This is a genomic window from Bradyrhizobium sp. SZCCT0231 (assembly GCF_018130245.1).
GTDB lineage: Bacteria > Pseudomonadota > Alphaproteobacteria > Rhizobiales > Xanthobacteraceae > Bradyrhizobium > Bradyrhizobium japonicum_F.
In genome coordinates this window covers 239,304-255,707 of sequence record NZ_JAFCKP010000007.1, presented here as the reverse complement: position 1 = coordinate 255,707, position 16,404 = coordinate 239,304, and the positions used below count along the sequence as shown (strand labels likewise).

General features: G+C 59.2%; 11 protein-coding genes and 1 tRNA gene. 4 read left to right on the top strand and 8 right to left on the bottom strand.

Features of this window, described 5'->3' with window-relative positions:
- Positions 1–94: 94 nt before the first annotated feature.
- From JQ566_RS19460 to rsgA, 4 genes are read right to left on the bottom strand one after another with little or no spacing between them, the layout of a single operon-like run.
- Positions 95–3,814: an ATP-dependent DNA helicase gene (locus JQ566_RS19460; protein WP_212374565.1), complete on the bottom strand. Its 3,720-nt coding sequence runs from the start codon at positions 3,812–3,814 to the stop codon at positions 95–97.
- 27 nt (positions 3,815–3,841) lie between these two features.
- The gene (locus JQ566_RS19455; protein ID WP_212374563.1) at positions 3,842–6,565 is read right to left on the bottom strand and encodes a helicase-related protein; all 2,724 of its coding nucleotides are present in this window, start codon (positions 6,563–6,565) and stop codon (positions 3,842–3,844) included.
- On the bottom strand, positions 6,558–8,540 hold the full coding sequence (locus tag JQ566_RS19450; protein ID WP_212374561.1) for a coiled-coil domain-containing protein: 1,983 nt from the start codon (positions 8,538–8,540) through the stop codon (positions 6,558–6,560). The genes JQ566_RS19455 and JQ566_RS19450 overlap by 8 nt, the downstream gene beginning before the upstream one ends.
- Positions 8,521–9,006, bottom strand: coding sequence for a GTPase RsgA (gene rsgA, locus JQ566_RS35035; protein WP_212374559.1), 486 nt, complete (start codon positions 9,004–9,006; stop codon positions 8,521–8,523). The genes JQ566_RS19450 and rsgA overlap by 20 nt, the downstream gene beginning before the upstream one ends.
- 300 nt (positions 9,007–9,306) lie before the next feature.
- Between rsgA and JQ566_RS19440 the strand changes: the two genes are divergently transcribed.
- Together JQ566_RS19440 and JQ566_RS19435 are read left to right on the top strand one after the other, a co-directional pair.
- A complete protein-coding gene (locus JQ566_RS19440; protein ID WP_212374556.1) occupies positions 9,307–9,966 on the top strand; it encodes a hypothetical protein in 660 nt (219 codons plus the stop codon).
- Between the two features lie 346 nt (positions 9,967–10,312).
- Positions 10,313–11,344, top strand: a complete 1,032-nt coding sequence (locus tag JQ566_RS19435) for a tyrosine-type recombinase/integrase (RefSeq protein WP_212374554.1) — start codon at positions 10,313–10,315, stop codon at positions 11,342–11,344.
- A 118-nt stretch (positions 11,345–11,462) separates the two neighbouring features.
- Here JQ566_RS19435 and JQ566_RS19430 read toward each other — a convergent pair.
- Together JQ566_RS19430 and JQ566_RS19425 are read right to left on the bottom strand one after the other, a co-directional pair.
- Positions 11,463–11,537: transfer RNA gene (locus JQ566_RS19430), tRNA-Glu, on the bottom strand.
- A 187-nt stretch (positions 11,538–11,724) separates the two neighbouring features.
- Positions 11,725–12,069: a hypothetical protein gene (locus JQ566_RS19425; RefSeq protein WP_212374551.1), complete on the bottom strand. Its 345-nt coding sequence runs from the start codon at positions 12,067–12,069 to the stop codon at positions 11,725–11,727.
- Here JQ566_RS19425 and JQ566_RS19420 point away from each other — a divergent pair.
- The gene (locus JQ566_RS19420) at positions 12,068–13,075 is read left to right on the top strand and encodes an RluA family pseudouridine synthase (protein ID WP_212374549.1); all 1,008 of its coding nucleotides are present in this window, start codon (positions 12,068–12,070) and stop codon (positions 13,073–13,075) included. The genes JQ566_RS19425 and JQ566_RS19420 overlap by 2 nt on opposite strands.
- 218 nt (positions 13,076–13,293) lie before the next feature.
- On the top strand, positions 13,294–14,193 hold the full coding sequence (gene rpoH, locus JQ566_RS19415; RefSeq protein ID WP_212374547.1) for an RNA polymerase sigma factor RpoH: 900 nt from the start codon (positions 13,294–13,296) through the stop codon (positions 14,191–14,193).
- Between the two features lie 114 nt (positions 14,194–14,307).
- On the opposite strand, the gene JQ566_RS19410 is transcribed toward rpoH, so the two are convergent.
- Positions 14,308–14,922 (bottom strand): peptidoglycan recognition protein family protein, encoded by a 615-nt coding sequence (locus JQ566_RS19410; RefSeq protein ID WP_212374545.1) that lies wholly within the window; start codon positions 14,920–14,922, stop codon positions 14,308–14,310.
- Positions 14,923–14,955: 33 nt separating this feature from the next.
- The gene (locus tag JQ566_RS19405; protein ID WP_212374543.1) at positions 14,956–16,164 is read right to left on the bottom strand and encodes a GGDEF domain-containing protein; all 1,209 of its coding nucleotides are present in this window, start codon (positions 16,162–16,164) and stop codon (positions 14,956–14,958) included.
- Positions 16,165–16,404 lie beyond the last annotated feature (240 nt).

Genomic DNA, 16,404 nt, shown 5'->3' with positions numbered 1-16,404 from the left:
GCTCTTCACAACCAACAAATCCGCCCGATTCCGCTGACGCCCTCACACGTAGGCGCAGTGATAGGCCAATTCTGGCGCGTCCACCTCAAAAGCATCAAAACTGGAGCAGCGCATGTATTGCTCTTGCGGTCTTATCGATGAAGGCGACATCACGAATCTGTTGCTCGGTACTCGTAAACAGGTTCTTTCCCTCCGTGAAGCCGTTCTGGGCATACCACTGCCGCTTCCATTCCCAGCCCTCACGGTATTTCGGCTGATCCAGCCGACCGAGGTGCTCCCAAATGAAGACTTCGCCGGCATCATCAATGAAGGAGAAGTCCGGTCGCAGTCGCCCCGACCTAGTCGTTCCTTCCAAAGGACGTTCATATTGATAATGGATGCCAAGCGATTTCAGCTTCTCCGCTATTAAGAGCTCCGATTTGCTTCGCACCAGCTCGCCGCGACTCGTTCGATATATAAGATGTGCGGCGTACCGGTCCTTTGAGGACTTGCCGGTTTTTTCCTCTCGAGGGTCTTCAGAACGGATGCCCACCGTAAAAAGATTGGTGCTTCGCCGCGCGGTTTCAGATGTTCGTATTAACTCATATAGAAAGCTTGGATTGTCGCCTTCCATGAGCAACACCAAGCGATCCTTGGATCGAGTGAGAGCAGTGTAGATCAGCTCGCGGGTCAATAGACGCGACCGCTGTGGAATGACGACGAACACCTTTCTAAAGTCGCTGCCCTGCGCTTTGTGCACGGTCAACGCGTAGGCAAGCTCAAGAGGCGCGCTTTCGGGACCAAAGCTCTCGGGACCAAATCCGAACTGGACATCCGGGCGTCCCACTAAGGCAACATTGAGGAGCTTGTTCCTTGCAGCTCCATGTCCCAAACCTGCCATGCCGATCTCGCCATTCGCGAGGTATTCTTTTATTTTTTTCTTATCCTTACCATTCCAGCCGCCTCGGCTACCGTTCCGCGTTAGAATGACCTTATCGCCCCAAACAATTTCCTCGTCGCCAAGACTAAGCCCCCAAGGCTGTCGCGAAGCCTTCAATTGAGGTGCACGAAACCTGCGCTGGATCCAGCGATTGAGCTCATACACACCATGAACATTCTTCCGCACCGGGCAGAGCAGCTGAAAGTTTTCCGCACCATCATGATCATTGAAGGGAACCCAACCTTCCTCAGTGAGGCCAAGTGCCAGATTGAATCCTTTGATGTCGTCACCGCTCTCTAAGTTAAGATGTTTTTGGAACAGGTCGGAAAGCTGGTGATGCAAGTCTTTAGGAGATCTCCAATAATGCACCTCGAGATCGTTGAAGGCTTCTCCCGCCTCTAGGTCATTAAGCACCCGATCTGCGTCGACCGGCTGGGGCTCCCTCGTGAACCACGAAGCGAGGCGCAGGCTATCCGACGGGGCGCCGGCACTGGTCCTCACCTCCACCGAGAGGCGGGCAAGCGCCTTGCCCGCCTCGTTCTGCTTTTCAGACGCTTCATTAAGGTAGGCAACCAGGTCTGCAAACGGCCGCCCCATCCCAATAGGTGGAAGCTGATTTGGGTCACCCACAAGTATGATGCGCTGGACGTGCCCGAGATCGAGGCCGAGCAGAACGGCAAGCAGATCATCCATCGTGAGCATCGAGCATTCGTCGATGACAATGGTTTTTTCTTTCGCGTAGGCTGGGTCGCCTTCGAACAATGGCCGTTGTCTCAACGCATCGTACCTGCCGCGCTGGTACAGAAACTGCGCGACCGTCATGGAAGCGTCGCCCGTCTTCTGCCCAAGTCTGACGCGAGCCTTGCCGGTCGGCGCAAGGAACAAGATGCCCTGCTTGGAAAGAACCTTCGATTTCTTGAGAGCTCCCAAAACAGTCGTTTTACCGGTTCCGGCGCCGCCGACCAGGACGCTAAGTTTTCGGGTCGTGACCGTTTCAAGCATTTGGCTCTGTTCGGAGAGAGCGTCAGCGTACCGCTTCTCTTTGAAATCAACCTTCACGCCCTGTTCGTCGATGCTTTCGCGGAGAAGACCTGCCCAGTCCTCGCCCAAGCTTTCCAGTTTCGATTCGGCTCGCTTCAGCAAAAGTCTGGATAGCCGCTGCTCTCGCTTCATGACATCGGCGAGTTGGATGCACTTAACTGGTCCCGAGTCCTTGTCCCGAACAAGCTCGAAGCGCGCGATCTCGCCTTCCATTTGCTTGAGGTTTCCGTTGATCCAGTCCGAAGTGACATTGCAGGGCTGGCTCAAATCCAGCGAGGCAAGAGCTTCGAGTGCTTCGTCCTCGGACAAAAGCGAATCGCCTTGCTGACCTACATTCCGAAGGACAGACACAAATGCAGCGCGCACTCGCCTCCAGTCCAATGGCGACTCGATTACTGAAGGCGCAGGAACAGGATGCGCGGCCGCGACTGTGGCATTAGGCAGCATCCCACGATCAATCATCCCAAGCGCGACGGGGCGCTCCTCCGAGTCTCCGAGGTCGGATTCCACAATGCGATAGGGATTGGCGAGAATTGCGGCATCATCGACCTCACCGCGCGTCGCCTTATTTCGTTCATTCTGGACGAACCATCGTCGTGCTTGTGCGGGACTAAGCTCGAATCTCGACAAAAGCTTGAGCAACGCCCGCCGCTCCTCGGACAGGGCATTCCATGTGGCGGCGATCGCATCGACATCGCCTCTGTAGGCTCTTTGCGGCGGCGGACGCTTCCCTCGCAATATGGCATCGAGAACAGGCCAGGGATCTTCGCTTGGCTTGATGTCTCCTCGTCCGCTCAATTCCAGCACCATGCTCGTACCTAGGCGCATGCCGAGCGCCTCAAGAGCGGCCCCCGCGCCGGGGAACGCCCCACGGTCCTGCCATACGCAGTGGATTTGCTCGTTGAGCCACTCCTCCCGCTGCTCCCACGGCCCCATGGCTACACCGTGCGCGCGGATCTTGCGGACGGCCTCGAGGCTCCGAACCAGCGAGGAAAGCGCCACATCGTTCGCAGCATGCTCGCCGACATGCGTAAACGATCTGAGCTGACTACGTTCTGGAACGACAGCAATGTCTTCGAGGAGCTCCCGCCGGCGCTGATTTTCATCAGCATCGCCTGTGTCCTCGAGATAGTCGTGGTACGGCAGCAACATTCCATTCGCTCCGTCGAGACGAATTGAATGCGTCAGCAGCCGATCCCAAAGCGGGTAACGAGGACCATCCGACGACTCGTAGCGTTGCAACCCACTGATCCAATCGATCTTGCCGACTCCGACAATCAGCCGGTTGATCGATTCATCCAGGGGATGCCCGCTTTTGGTGTAGAAAAAGATCAATGAGCGTTTGGCGACGATACGATTGAAAAAAAGCTCGCAAAGAGCTTCCTGTCGCTCCCTCGAGAACACCCAGGCGCTGGCGAATGGTGGCTCCTCGTCCGGCGGCAACCCAGACGGAAGGCGTTCTTCGATCTCCTCCTGGTTTTGGCGAAGCATCCAGAAGAAGGGTACCGCAAACGTCGAATAGGGCGGGACCCTTATAGGCGTGCGAACGAGTTTGCCGTGCGTTTTCTGCGCCTTCTCAATATTTTGATACGGATGATTGAAGAATCGCCACCACGGCTTGTCGTTCATGAAGGCGCCGGAGTCTGCCTGGCAGGGCGGGAACTCGTCCTCCTTCAGCGCCGAAAAGTCTCGTCCGCTGAGCTCTTCTTCCTTCGCGTCATTCCTCTCCGCCCGAACGCGATCGAGGTCGATACAAAATGCATTCTTCGAGGGCGCGCTGCAAACCTTCCCGTTCCAGCGACTATCGTGCCAAGCAACGCGTAAATTGAGGTGACTAACAACCTTGGAATCCATTTTGCCCCCAAAATGCTTATAGTTTTTTTAGATGAGAACTAGGCTCGCGACGGGCCAAACCATGTGACGCACTCGCTCTGCAATATCGGCATCAGAGGGCCGCTTTAGCTGGAGACTCAGCTCCCGCTCGAGCCGGATCATCACGTCCTCGAGTTCAGACATGATAGGATTTTGAACCCGACTTGCGTCGACCAGCCGCCTCAGCAAGTCCGCTTGTTCTCTTGGGTTAAGCTCAACCGTGTCAGTCAGCCGCACCACGTAGGAAGTCAACGACAATCTCTCCTCGGCCGCTCGATCGCTCTCGTAGCGGACGGTCTGACGAAGAAAGCTTAGCACTCCAAAAGGATCTGTCCCGTACTGATCAAGGCCGCTAGGTCGATTCAAATACCCCGCACCACAAATCCGCTCAGCATGGAACAGGCGCCTGATGTTGGTTGCAACCTCTGGCAAATTTAGACCGAGTTGTCGGACTCTCTGCCCCTCAACCGGATCAGGCGCCAGCCCACCGGCGTCGCCACAAAGAAACAGCTCTCCATTCAGCCGCAATGTCGGAAGCTGTTCGTCTACATCGATGATTTCGTCCTCGACGAACGTAAAGCTGGTCAGATTCGCTCCCGGTCCGTGCTCTGCTCCGCAATAGCGACGGAGGAAATTGTCCACGTCGCTCCAATCGGCCTCGCCGGCCGAGGCGGACTGTATTCGATCGGCGTTGGCCTTATATTCTTCGTCAAACGTTCGCCAGGTCTCGTAACCTCTTTTGACCAAAATGCCGATCTCATCCGAGACGGACGGCGGCACGAGGCCAGCTCGCATGCTGTCCATGACCCCTTCGAGTTCTTCGGGCGCGACCAATGACATCACGCGACTGAACAACTGTTCGAATTGGTCAGGATCAATTTGCCTAGCAATCAGACGCAGCTTCTCACGAGCGATGCGATACATGTCGACCTCGCGGCTGCCACCCGCAACGACGGTATCTACGATGATGGTCTTACGAGATCCAAACCGATGCACTCGCCCAATGCGTTGTTCAAGCTCCATCGGGTTCCAAGGTACATCGAGGTGCACGAGACGACGTGCGCGCTGCATGTTAAGCCCTTCGCCACCGGCGCGAGACGAAACTAAAAACCTGGGGCCGCCATCCGCCTGGAAGCGATCGACCTGCGCCCGACGTTCATGCTCACTCTGATTTCCAATGATGATGCTCGGACGCTGTCCATACCTCCGTTCCAGAAAATCAGCCACGACACCGACGGTTTCGACAGGCTGTGCGAAAAAGACGATGCGCTCACCTTCAGAGGCGTCAATAATCGATGAGAGTGCCTCCCACTTGGCGTTGGCCGCAGGACTTTGAAGAAGGGAAATGCCTTGGCGTAATAGCTCAGTGAGTGCATCCGGATCGGGCACCCACTCGTCCTCCTCCGCATCTTCGTCATCCCCGAGAGAGCTTTCATACTGCAGGTGTGCACCGATCTGGCGTCGCAAGCGCTCGTATAGCTCGGGGATCGGCTCTGCGACGGCCCCGCCCCGGTACGGACGGAGCGCCGCCAGCGCCGCAGTCAAGGCCTCGTTCTGAGGCGTCCAGGCCAGCCGGCGAATAGCTAAGCGCGTAAGAAATCCTAAACCGGCCTGTACACTAGAGGCGGCCCATTGCAGAGCCTGCCCTTTGGCCCAGCCACTTGCTCTGCCCTTGGCACTCTCGTTGACAGAACCATCATAAAGGTCACCGACGCGATTGTACCAAGCCTCGTAAGCAGCACCCAGCTGAACAATCGTAGGCGATCGTACATCGCGGCGAGGAAAGAGCGGACGCCCCCCCCAATCTCGTACACGATCTTTCGTCCTAAAGATCACTCGACCTGCAGCAGTGTCTAGCCGATTACCGTCGCTGACAAGACGGAGCAGATTTTTGAACCTGGTCTCGCTCCCCTGGTGGGGCGTGCCGCTCATCAAGATCAGACGACCGTCCGGTGCGAGGCTTTGCGCAAGCTGATTCACCAGTCGATAGGACTGGTTTGGCTTAGCCGATCCTTCGCCCCAATCCGAGAGGTGATGACACTCGTCGACGACTAAGACGTCCCAGGGCCCACTCTCGACGATCTCCTCCGCGTTCTTACCGAAGACTGCTTTGTGTATGCTCGCAATAATAATCCTATCGGAGGCAATCCGAGCGTCCTTTGAGGGGCCCGCGACCCAGGTCCGCGCGTCCAAATCGAGCTTCTCACGGAACTCGTACGCGACGTTGCTCACCAACCGCGCTGGCGCAAGGTAGAGAACCCTGAGCGAGGGATTGTCGTCGGTGAGCCTCTTGATGATGAACCCAGCTTCGAGTGTTTTGCCCAGCCCGACCTCATCCGCAATGAGAAGTCGACGCAAGTTGCCGCTTTGCAGAACATGCTGAACCAAGCTTGCCTGATGGCTCAGTGTTGCTGCTTTCCGTGCATCGAGCCGCCGTTGCGGATCTTCAGCGATTAAGAAAGTGCCATATAGACGCGCCAAGCTCCGCTGCGTCAGCCCAATCCAGCTTTCATCTTGCGGACCCGATTTAAGCAGAGAAGCGGGGGTTGGCACCGGCTCGACACGTCGAAAATCGACACTCGCTTCAACTAATGGCGTGACACTTTCTGAAGCTGAAAGTCGGCGGGGCGGCGCGATGAGATCGTAAGTCATCATTCCGAAGTCGTCGACCGCGCGAAGCACCCCGCGGAATGAACCATTGTAGCTGACCAACAGCGGTGTGGATCTATCCATGAGCTTGCATCGGTTCGGCACCCTTCACCACGCCCGCGTCTAACAGTTGCTTTATGGCGGTGAGAATTCCTTCACGCTCGGCTTCCGATCGATTTTCGATCTCATGCAAATTTTGCTGGAGTATCACTCCAGCCGTGCGCTCGAGCGGATCTCCCCATTGCTCGTAAACAACTTTTATCTCGGATCGGACAACGTCGAACTTGCCCTCTAGAATCCTGGTCGCCGGAGCCTGTGCCGCCTTGGTTGACTGACGGGCCAGATCTCCGAACAGCTCGAGGATGCGCTGCTTAGTGCCGGGCCCGGAATGGCCTCCTTTGGCAACGAACTCATCGCAAGCTCTGCGAATCGGTTTCTTGATCGACTCCGAAATCTTTGTTTTGACAGTCTGACGCAACTCGCCGACGGCCTCTTTGCCGACTTGCTTCATTTGCTCAGCCAGGCGCTTTATTCGCTTACGCTCTTCTTCGATGAGATCCGATTGCGAATTGCTGTGGGTCTTGTCGCGTGCCCAGTCACACAGCTCCTCGACCATAGCGATGTGATCCGAGGCGAATTCACCGGTGCGCTTTCGCACATCTACGAGCAGCTTTGTGCTCCAGATGCTCGCCATCGGCTCCTGAAAACGCGTCGCAACATCATCGGGAATATTGATCTGCCGTTTGCCGTAATAAGATCCTCCACGGGTAACGGCTGCCTTGAGCGTCGCCCAATGGGCGCCCTGAAGGTCCGTGAGATACTCTCTCACTTCGTCTTCAGCGATCTCGCGAGCTTCGCTCACGAGCAGCTTTATTCTGTCTTGCGCGGTCGAGTCGAGAAATTCGCGAAAGGCTCCCCTCCGTGAATCTCGTTCCACTCTCTTCTCGGAGATAAATAGATCGAGCTCACGTTTGAGAGCTTCTTCAATTTCCTTCTCGCGAGCCCGAGTGCGCCAAAGAGTCTCAAGCCGCCTCAGTTCAGAACTAGCAGCTTCCCTAAGGCGGCCAGATACTTCAACGAGATCTCTCTCGAGCTTTGCGAGCTCCGCTTCAGCGATGTTCGCAAGTGCAATTGAAAGCTGCGGAATTCCCGTCTCGGCGTCGTCCCGCAAGAACGGCTGATCATCGTCGTCGTCGAGCAATATCTTGCGGTACTCCGGCGCAGAGACTGGATGGACCTGCAGATCCTGAAGAATTGTTTCGCGTGCCTTGGCCCTCGAACTGACCAGTTCAGCGTTGGTGGATACGCCAATACTGCCAAGCTGATCCGCAATTTGCGACCGCATACGGGCTTTAAAGGCTGCCCGTGTATCGGCAAAAAAGTCGCGGCGTTTGGGCCTGCCCTCAGGAGGTAGGTTGCGCCACTCTTCGCTTGCGACATCATCAACCTTCGTAATCGCAACGAAGAGGCTGCATGGATCGCTGCTCGGATCATCGACAGCCCCCACGAGACGGTCCCAATAGCCACTATTGCGCAATAGCTCGATGGTTTCGCTCGTCAGCCCCGCGCGATCTACCGTGAGAATGACGGCCCGCGCGGCGCCGCGGATATAGGCTTGCGTCGCGCTGCGATACGCATCGCCAGCAACACCGACCCCAGGAAGATCCACCAAATCAAGCCCAGCCTCGAGCAATGTTGAGGGCCAGCCGACGTGTATCTTGCGGATGATAGGGGCGAGGAACCCGGTTGTGTGGGCCTTCAGCTCAGTCGCGAACCAAGCCTGCCCGTCGCTTTCGAGCTCGAAATGAGCCTCCCTTTCAGCGAGCCCGAGCGCTTGCCGAACCCGCTCTAGGCGGGCCCGGTCCTCGGGCAGAATGTCGCTTCGGCTTTCGTAGCCGCAGGCGAAGCGGAGCGCATCCACGAGGTAGCCCAGCGCGCGCTCGCCAAATTGATCGCCGGTTACAATCTGCTGGGCCTGCTTCCGATAGGAGGCGATGGGTGAATTTTGCTCACCGGCTTCGGAAGATCCTGCCGAAATCTCAGTCTCTACTTTCCGCACGCTGCTCGGCGTCCAACTCTTGGAAAGATGCCTCGATCTCGTGGGCCTGCCCGGCCCTCTTTGCGGCTTGTTCCAACGCAAAGCCAACTCTCCAGAGGAGGGACCGCTTGTGGTAGGAAGCGCGGAACCATGGTTTTTCACGATATGAGACCTCTGTCGCGAGAGCCGTCAGCGGCCCCATCCCTCCCGCCGGCAGAACGTGATCCCTACCACCGGCGAGGGCATTCAACAGTGTACTCTTGCCGACCCCGGAATGGCCGAGAAAGCAAACGGTGACGCGCTCGGGCCGAGTGAGAACACGCTCAAGACGTTCGGCGTCGTTATCGAGCGGTGGAAGAACGTCGGGCGCGTTTGCTTGCAAAAACGGTCTTGCTTGATCTTTAAACCATCGAACCAACGAATTGGCTTCTGACCGGGCCTCCGCGAGCGGTGCGACAGGCGTCCGCCGAAGTGATCTTTGTTCCATTCTTTATATGCCCCCCGCGACTGCCACCAATGCGCGATTGTGCGCGCAGCGCGGGCAGACACAATAATTTTCTCGAATTTGTCCTTTGGAGAAAAGTAGAAGCGCGTGGCGATTCTGGACAAACAAAAAGCCGTTCTGACGAGCGGATTTCTTAATTTATGGCGATATCACAGCACCTTATTGCGGGATTGGATTTGAACCTCTGACCCTCAGGTTAGGAGCTATCCCTCCATCTGAGTTTTTTAAAAATGGGCTAAACATCACCGTCCATTTGAGCTTTGCTCAAATGAGGAGATTCCCTTGCCAACCCCAGCCGATATCATCGACGTTATTTCTACGAGATTGTCCTTCCCGAAAAAGACGGTCGCGCAGCACGATCGGCTGTTGGTGGTCAATGGACAGCGCAGGATCTCAGGGCGTGGCCGATCGGCGACGGCCTCGCCCTGCGACGCGGCTGCCCTGCTTGTTGCCGTTGCTGCCACTCCGATCGCTGGACCGGCAATCAATATCGCTAACTACCGATCGTACGCGAATTTGCGCGCCGTACATGTGCCGCCGGGGAAGTTCGGCAGTTGGGAGCAAATAGATTCGCTCCGCGAGCTCGCTGATGGACACACTCTGGTGGAAGCTCTCGCGCGGATAATCGGGCGCCTGGCAAATGGTACGCTGCTGCCGGGCAACAACGAAGTGACGCATCAGAAAAACGCATTTCCTCATCACATCGGCATCAGTGTTGCTCTCTACGCGCCTATGGCGAGAGCAACTGTAAGAATTGAGCGAACTCCTGAAGGTTTATTCGAGCCAGATTTATCAGAGTCGCTCCACTACTATCGGCCCGCCGAGGATGAGCCTATAGCTCACCGCGAGGGTCAAATCGACTTCGCGCAAGAGAGAATATTTGGGATGCTGACGCTCTGGTCTTTAGCGAAGCTCTTCGCTGTAGGCATCCAATCAAGCTGAACAGTTTGCCTATGCAAACCGACGGGACACAACAATTACTGACCGCTTCGCTAGAACAGGCGAGTGAGTCAGTTGCGGACTTTTCCGGGACCAACAATGACCGAAACGAGTCATCAGCGCCAACGCCACAGTGAGTTGCCAGTGTCATTGCCGCCGCGAGGGTTATCACGCGTGCAGGCCGCAGAATATATCGGCGTTAGCGCATCGACATTCGACAAAATGGTCACCGAAGGTCAGATGCCAGCGCCAAAGCGAATTAGAGGTCGCGTTATCTGGGATCCAAAAGGGGTCGATCGCGCCTTTGAAGCCCTCAGCGACGCCGACGGAAATCCTTGGGATTAAACTGATGCGCATCCGCCTCAAATTCCTTTGCGAAGATCGCGATCGTCACGGGAACGTCCGCTGTTACGTTCGAATGCCAGGAAAACCTAAAGTGCGCATTCGGACACTGCCGGGTACGCCGGAATTTATGGAAGAGTATCACGCCGCTGTTTCTGCTGCGGTTCCTGACACAGTTCGACAGGCTAGTGAAGCCAAGAAGGGATCGTTTCGCTATCTCTGCACTCGATACTATGCGAGCGCGGCGTACAGGGCTCTGGACGGCAGCACGCAGAGCTGGCAGCGGCGCGCGCTCGACGAGATCGCGCAGGATCACGGGGCCAAGCCGGTCGCGATGATGCAAGCTCGCCACGTTCGTAGGATGCGTGACGCGAAGTCTGCGACACCGGCGGCGGCCAATCAACTTTTGAAGGCGCTTCGGGCGTTATTTTCCTGGGCCAACGAAGCCGAGGAAACGACCGTTAATCCCACAACTGGTGTGAAAAAGCTGAAATACCGATCCGACGGACACCACACGTGGACCAACGACGAAATTCAACAATTTTACAAGCAGCACCAGATCGGTTCACAAGCGCGACTCGCTTTGGACTTGCTGCGCTATACAACAGGCCGGCGCGAAGACGCCCCCCGTCTTGGTCGTCAGCACATTCGCGACGGTCGGATTCGCTTCCGGCAGGCAAAAAACGAACATCGCAATCCAATCGACATTGATATTCCGCTGCATCCGGAACTGGCGACGAGCATCGCTGCCGCGAAAGTTGGCGCGCAATTGACGTTCTTGCTTACCCAGTTTGGAAGGCCGTTCACGGCTAACGGCTTTGGAAACAAGTTTAAGGACTGGTGTCGCCAAGCGGATCTTCCGCACTGCTCGGCCCACGGAGTCCGCAAAGCAACGTCGACGGCCCTCGCCGAGTCCGGAGCTACGCCGCATGAGATCATGGCGATCACGGGACACCAAACTTTGGAGGAGGTCGAGCGCTACACGAAGGCGGCAAGCCGCAAGAAAACCGCCGATGCCGCTATGTCGAAATTGAAATGAGGAGCACAACGCGCGACAGCTGATGTGAACACAACACGCACACACAGTGTCCCACCGGAAATCGGAGTGGGACGAAACTCAAAAATTTGGCAGAGATTACAAGGATGAAACTAGCTAGTGGCGCTCCCTAGGGGAATCGAACCCCTGTTTCAGCCTTGAGAGGGCCGCGTCCTAACCGCTAGACGAAGGGAGCGTGAGGCGTACGACATAGCCGCGAATTCCGCCGGCGGCAAGCCTCGATCGGGGGCGAAATCGGCTGATATGCACGGTAACCGGGTCGAAGCTTAACCGCATGATGCCTGTCAGGCTCCGCTAGGCTCCCCACACGCGCGGAACGCTTACGGCGTCGCGGACTGGAGTACGATCAGCCCGGGCCGGCCTCAGGGCTCATTGGCAAATTTCAACTTGCCGGCCGGCTTCAGGGTGTGGGCGTCGAAGGTGCGGATCTCAATGATCCCACCGACCTCCAGCGTAACCAGGAGGCGGTCGCCGGCGACCCCGGTCGCGACGATCTTGGCGCCCTTGGGCAGGGTGGCGGTGACGTCGCCCACCGCCTCGGGCGCCCTTCCCTCGGACTTGAAAAGGCGGTAGCCCACCGCGATCAGTACGGCGCAGATCGCCAGCGCCGTGGTCAATCCCGCGATCAGCATCATCCGCCGCACCCGCGCGAACAGCGCGGCCTGCTCGGGGGTCGGTTCGGGAACAGCGGTATCAGACGTCGTCATGGAAAGCTCTGGGTCAGCGCAAAGGTTGGAAGTTGTCGTCGCCGGCGACGAGGGCTCGGCGCGGCTCGACCGCGTGCTGGCGGCGCGCCTGCCGGAGCTGTCGCGATCGAGGCTGAAAGCCCTGATCCTGGCGGGCGCAGTGCACCTGAAGGCCTCCGCGGTCCGCGACCCCGCTTATCACGTCGCATCCGGCGATACGATCACAATCGACGTGCCGGAGGCGGCGCCGGCCGAGCCCAAGGGGGAGGATATCGTCCTCGATATCGTGTTCGAGGACGGCGACATCGTCGTCCTCAACAAGCCCAAGGGGCTGGTGGTGCACCCCGCGGCCGGCCACGAGACCGGCACCTTGGTGAACGCGCTGATCGCCCATTGCGGCTCGTCGCTGTCGGGCATCGGCGGGGTGCGCCGGCCCGGCATCGTGCATCGGCTCGACAAGGACACGACGGGGCTGATGGTGGTGGCCAAGAACGACCTCGCCCATGCCTCGCTGACCGCCCAATTCGCCGACCACGGCCGCACCGGCGCGATGCGGCGCGGCTACATGGCCTTCGCCTGGGGCGTGCCGAACCGGCATCGCGGCACCGTCGATGCGCCGATCGATCGCCACCCGCATGCGCGGGAGAAGATGGCGGTGCGCCAGGGCGGCCGCGAGGCGGTGACGCATTGGGAGATCCTGGAGAGTTTTTCGGGACGCGACGGCAAGGGCGTCGCCGCCCTGCTCGCCTGCGAGCTCGAGACCGGCCGCACCCATCAGATCCGCGTCCACCTCGCCCATATCGGCCACCCGCTGATGGGCGACGCCGTCTATGGCCCGCATTTCAAGACCAAGGCCAACCAGCTTGGCCTTGAGTCGCAAGCCGCTTTGGCGGCGCTTGGGCGACAGGCCTTACATGCTTACCTGCTGGTATTGGAGCACCCGAGGACGGGAGAACTTCTGCACTGGGAAGCGGCTCTGCCGGAGGATTTGCTTCTCCTCGAACGCGCCCTCAAAGCGGCGCTATGACGCAGGCCGCTTAAGAAAATCGTTACATTACAAAAAGTTATAGCTGCCACACGGGGACGTGACGTCAGCAATCCTTCCCTTTTTGACCCGCGATAGGGTATATTGCGCCTGCGTTGAAATGATCAACGCGGAACATCGCAGCTACGGCCGGCTTTAACACAGCGGTCGTCTGCCTGGCCCGCCGCTATCGGGGGCCTGAACCTTTTGGAGGGCGCACTATGGCCCGTACCGCTGCTTTGCCGGTCCTCAATGGAGAATCCGGCCTTTCTCGCTACCTCGCCGAGATCCGCAAGTTTCCGATGCTGGAACCCCAGCAGGAATACATGCTTGCGAAGCGTTGGCGCGAGCATGACGATCGCGACGCGGCACACCAACTCGTTACCAGCCACCTCCGCCTCGTGGCCAAGATCGCCATGGGCTATCGCGGCTACGGCCTGCCGATCTCCGAGGTCGTCTCGGAAGGCAATGTCGGCCTGATGCAGGCGGTGAAGCGTTTCGAACCCGAGAAGGGGTTCCGTCTCGCCACCTACGCCATGTGGTGGATCAAGGCGTCGATTCAAGAGTACATCCTGCGTTCCTGGTCGCTCGTGAAGATGGGCACCACCGCGAACCAGAAGAAGCTGTTCTTCAACCTGCGCAAGGCGAAGAGCAAGATCAACGCGCTGGACGAAGGCGATCTCCGCCCCGACCAGGTGAAGATGATTGCCAAGCGCCTCGGCGTCACCGATCAGGACGTGATCGACATGAACCGCCGCCTCGGTGGCGACGCGTCGCTCAACGCGCCGATCCGCGACGACGGCGAAGCCGGCGAATGGCAGGACTGGCTGGTCGACAACACGCCCAACCAGGAAGCCCTGATGGCGGAGCACGAGGAGTATGATCACCGCCGTGACGCCCTGAACGGCGCCATGGGCGTGCTCAACCCGCGCGAACGCCGCATCTTCGAGGCCCGCCGCCTCGCCGATGAGCCGATGACGCTGGAAGACCTTGCCGCCGAGTTCGGCGTGTCGCGCGAGCGCGTCCGCCAGATCGAGGTCCGCGCCTTCGAGAAGGTGCAGTCCGCGGTCAAGGGCACGATTGCAAGGCAGGAACAGGCTGCACTGGAAGCCGCGCAGTAAGCGGGGCGGTTCAGCACAACAGATTGGCGGATCGAAAGACAGAAAGCCGGCGGCAACGCCGGCTTTTTGCTTGTGTGATGCGAGGTGCACTCCATAGCGGGGCGGGGGCGCGCCTCACTCCCCCCACTCCCTTGCCATCGTCGCGAGCGTGCAGCCTTCGCAATAGCGCGCGTCCTTGTAATCGATCCAGTTGTGCGCATAGACGCGGCCAGGCGGGATGTCGTAGCGCGCACGCAGCACCCTGACGAGGATCTTCCACGCCGCGATCTGGGCTTCGGTCGGGCCCGTCGTCACGTCGGGATAGTTGCCGGCGAATTCGACTCCGATCGAATTGTCGCGCACCACCTGGCGGTAGGTCGGCCTGTTGTCGATGTATTTGTTGTCGTTGCGGTTGGCACCGTCGCCGTGGGTCGGCACCAGGTTTTCGGCGACCGCCCAATAGACCGTGCCGTCGGTCTCGACCCAGACCGTGACGCCGCGCCGCGTCGGGTTCTTCGCCTGCGCTTGCGCGCCGCCGCGGGCCGAGCCCGCAGGTCCCTCGGTCTGGTGCACGATGATGTTGCGCCAGGGTCTTGCGTTGCGGACGTCGCCCCATGGCGCCAGCCAGACGATCTTCAAGCCGGGGATATCGGGCGTTCCGGAGGCGCGCGCGAGCTCGGCGTCCGTTGCGGCGGCGGGACTGATCAGAAGAGCGGCGAGAATGGCCGCGAGCAGGCGAAACATCATCATGCAAGGCCCAATGCGACCCAAGCCTAGCAGGCTTTACGCGAATTTCCTCATCGCCTCGACCGTTTCGGGCGAAAGCGGCGGGGCGGGATCATAGATCGCAAAATCGTTCTTGCCGTTCTTCTTGGCGGCATAGAGAGCATGGTCGGCATTGGCCATCAGGCGGTCGGGGAATTCCCCGATGTCGCGGTCCCACTGCGCCACCCCGATCGAGATCGCGATCGGAATGTCGCTGCCGCTGCAGCTGGCGGCATCCTGACGGCAGACCTCGAGCACGCGGCGGGCGATCGCGGCAGCCTCGCGCAGCGACGAGGACGGCAGTACGACGCAGAACTCGTCGCCGCCGGTGCGGGCGAGCATGTCGCCGGGCCGGAGGCGCGTCTGCGCCATCAGGGTGAAGTGCTGCAGGCACGCATCGCCGGCGGCATGGCCATGGGTGTCGTTGATGGTCTTGAAACCGTCGAGATCGATCAGCAGCAGCGAGAACGGCGCGCCGCTGCGCCCCGAACGGGCGCACTCTTCGGTCAGGCGCTGCAGCAGATGCCGCCGGTTGGCAACACCGGTGAGATCGTCGAGCAACGCAAGGTCGGCAACCTCGTTGCGCAGCCGCTCGATCGCCATCAGCAGACAGGCGAAATTCCAAGCCATGGCCAGGAACACCAGGAGCAGGATCATCAACGCCTGCAGACCGTTGAAGTTGATCGCGGTGATGGCGCCGCCATAGCCGAGCAGCGCCGCACCGGAGCGGACCACGTGAATGGACAGGAGCAGCAATCCCACGATCGCAGCGAGGCGAGCGCCGGGATTTTCCCGTCCGTTCTGCTGGCCGAGGAGCAGCGGCAGCGTCAGCAGGATCGGAGTCGATTGTGCCAGCGAGTAGATCACGACCCGCATCGGCATGTTGTCGGTGACGACCAGGAAGAAGGCGAGGCCGGCGCTGCAGAGCAGCGAGACGGCGATCGCGGTCGGCCAGGACACCGGCCGGTGATAGAACCGGGTCACGCCCATGCAGGCGAGCCACGACGAGAAGATCATCAGGCCGCCGCCGCCGATCAGCGGAAAGCCCGGATCCATCACGTCGCGCAGCATCGAGATCGCCGCGCCGGCTGCAGCCAGCACCGCCGCCGCCGTCCAGTACCGCGCCGCCTCGAATTTGGGATAAGCGCGCGCCACATAGGCCCAGATCAGGCCCAGCGCCAGGAAGTTGATGACGATGACGGTCCAGAGTGTCGGCACGCTCAGCATGGCGACTGCGGGACGCGCATGGTCCCGCCCTCTTCGTTTGGCAACTGCCCGTACATACCCGCCCCCGTGTTCTTGCGGTCGATCATGTGGGCGACGCGCTTAATGGAGTCTCACCGCAATCGCGCAAAATCGGGCATTGGTTTTGGATTGATGAATCCGCCGAGCGGATTCCGGAATCGTTAAGCAAGCCGTGCTGCGGACGAGCGGGCCATGCCGCGGGCGCGCGCGAAGCGGATTCGC

Excerpts from the sequence above, each read along its gene's own strand:
- JQ566_RS19460 (WP_212374565.1), bottom strand. The coding sequence starts at position 3,814 with ATGGATTCCAAGGTTGTTAGTCACCTCAATTTACGCGTTGCTTGGCAC.
- JQ566_RS19455 (WP_212374563.1), bottom strand. The coding sequence starts at position 6,565 with ATGGATAGATCCACACCGCTGTTGGTCAGCTACAATGGTTCATTCCGC.
- rsgA (WP_212374559.1), bottom strand. The coding sequence starts at position 9,006 with ATGGAACAAAGATCACTTCGGCGGACGCCTGTCGCACCGCTCGCGGAG.
- JQ566_RS19435 (WP_212374554.1), top strand. The coding sequence starts at position 10,313 with ATGCGCATCCGCCTCAAATTCCTTTGCGAAGATCGCGATCGTCACGGG.
- JQ566_RS19420 (WP_212374549.1), top strand. The coding sequence starts at position 12,068 with ATGGAAAGCTCTGGGTCAGCGCAAAGGTTGGAAGTTGTCGTCGCCGGC.
- JQ566_RS19425 (WP_212374551.1), bottom strand. The coding sequence starts at position 12,069 with ATGACGACGTCTGATACCGCTGTTCCCGAACCGACCCCCGAGCAGGCC.
- rpoH (WP_212374547.1), top strand. The coding sequence starts at position 13,294 with ATGGCCCGTACCGCTGCTTTGCCGGTCCTCAATGGAGAATCCGGCCTT.
- JQ566_RS19410 (WP_212374545.1), bottom strand. The coding sequence starts at position 14,922 with ATGATGATGTTTCGCCTGCTCGCGGCCATTCTCGCCGCTCTTCTGATC.
- JQ566_RS19405 (WP_212374543.1), bottom strand. The coding sequence starts at position 16,164 with ATGCTGAGCGTGCCGACACTCTGGACCGTCATCGTCATCAACTTCCTG.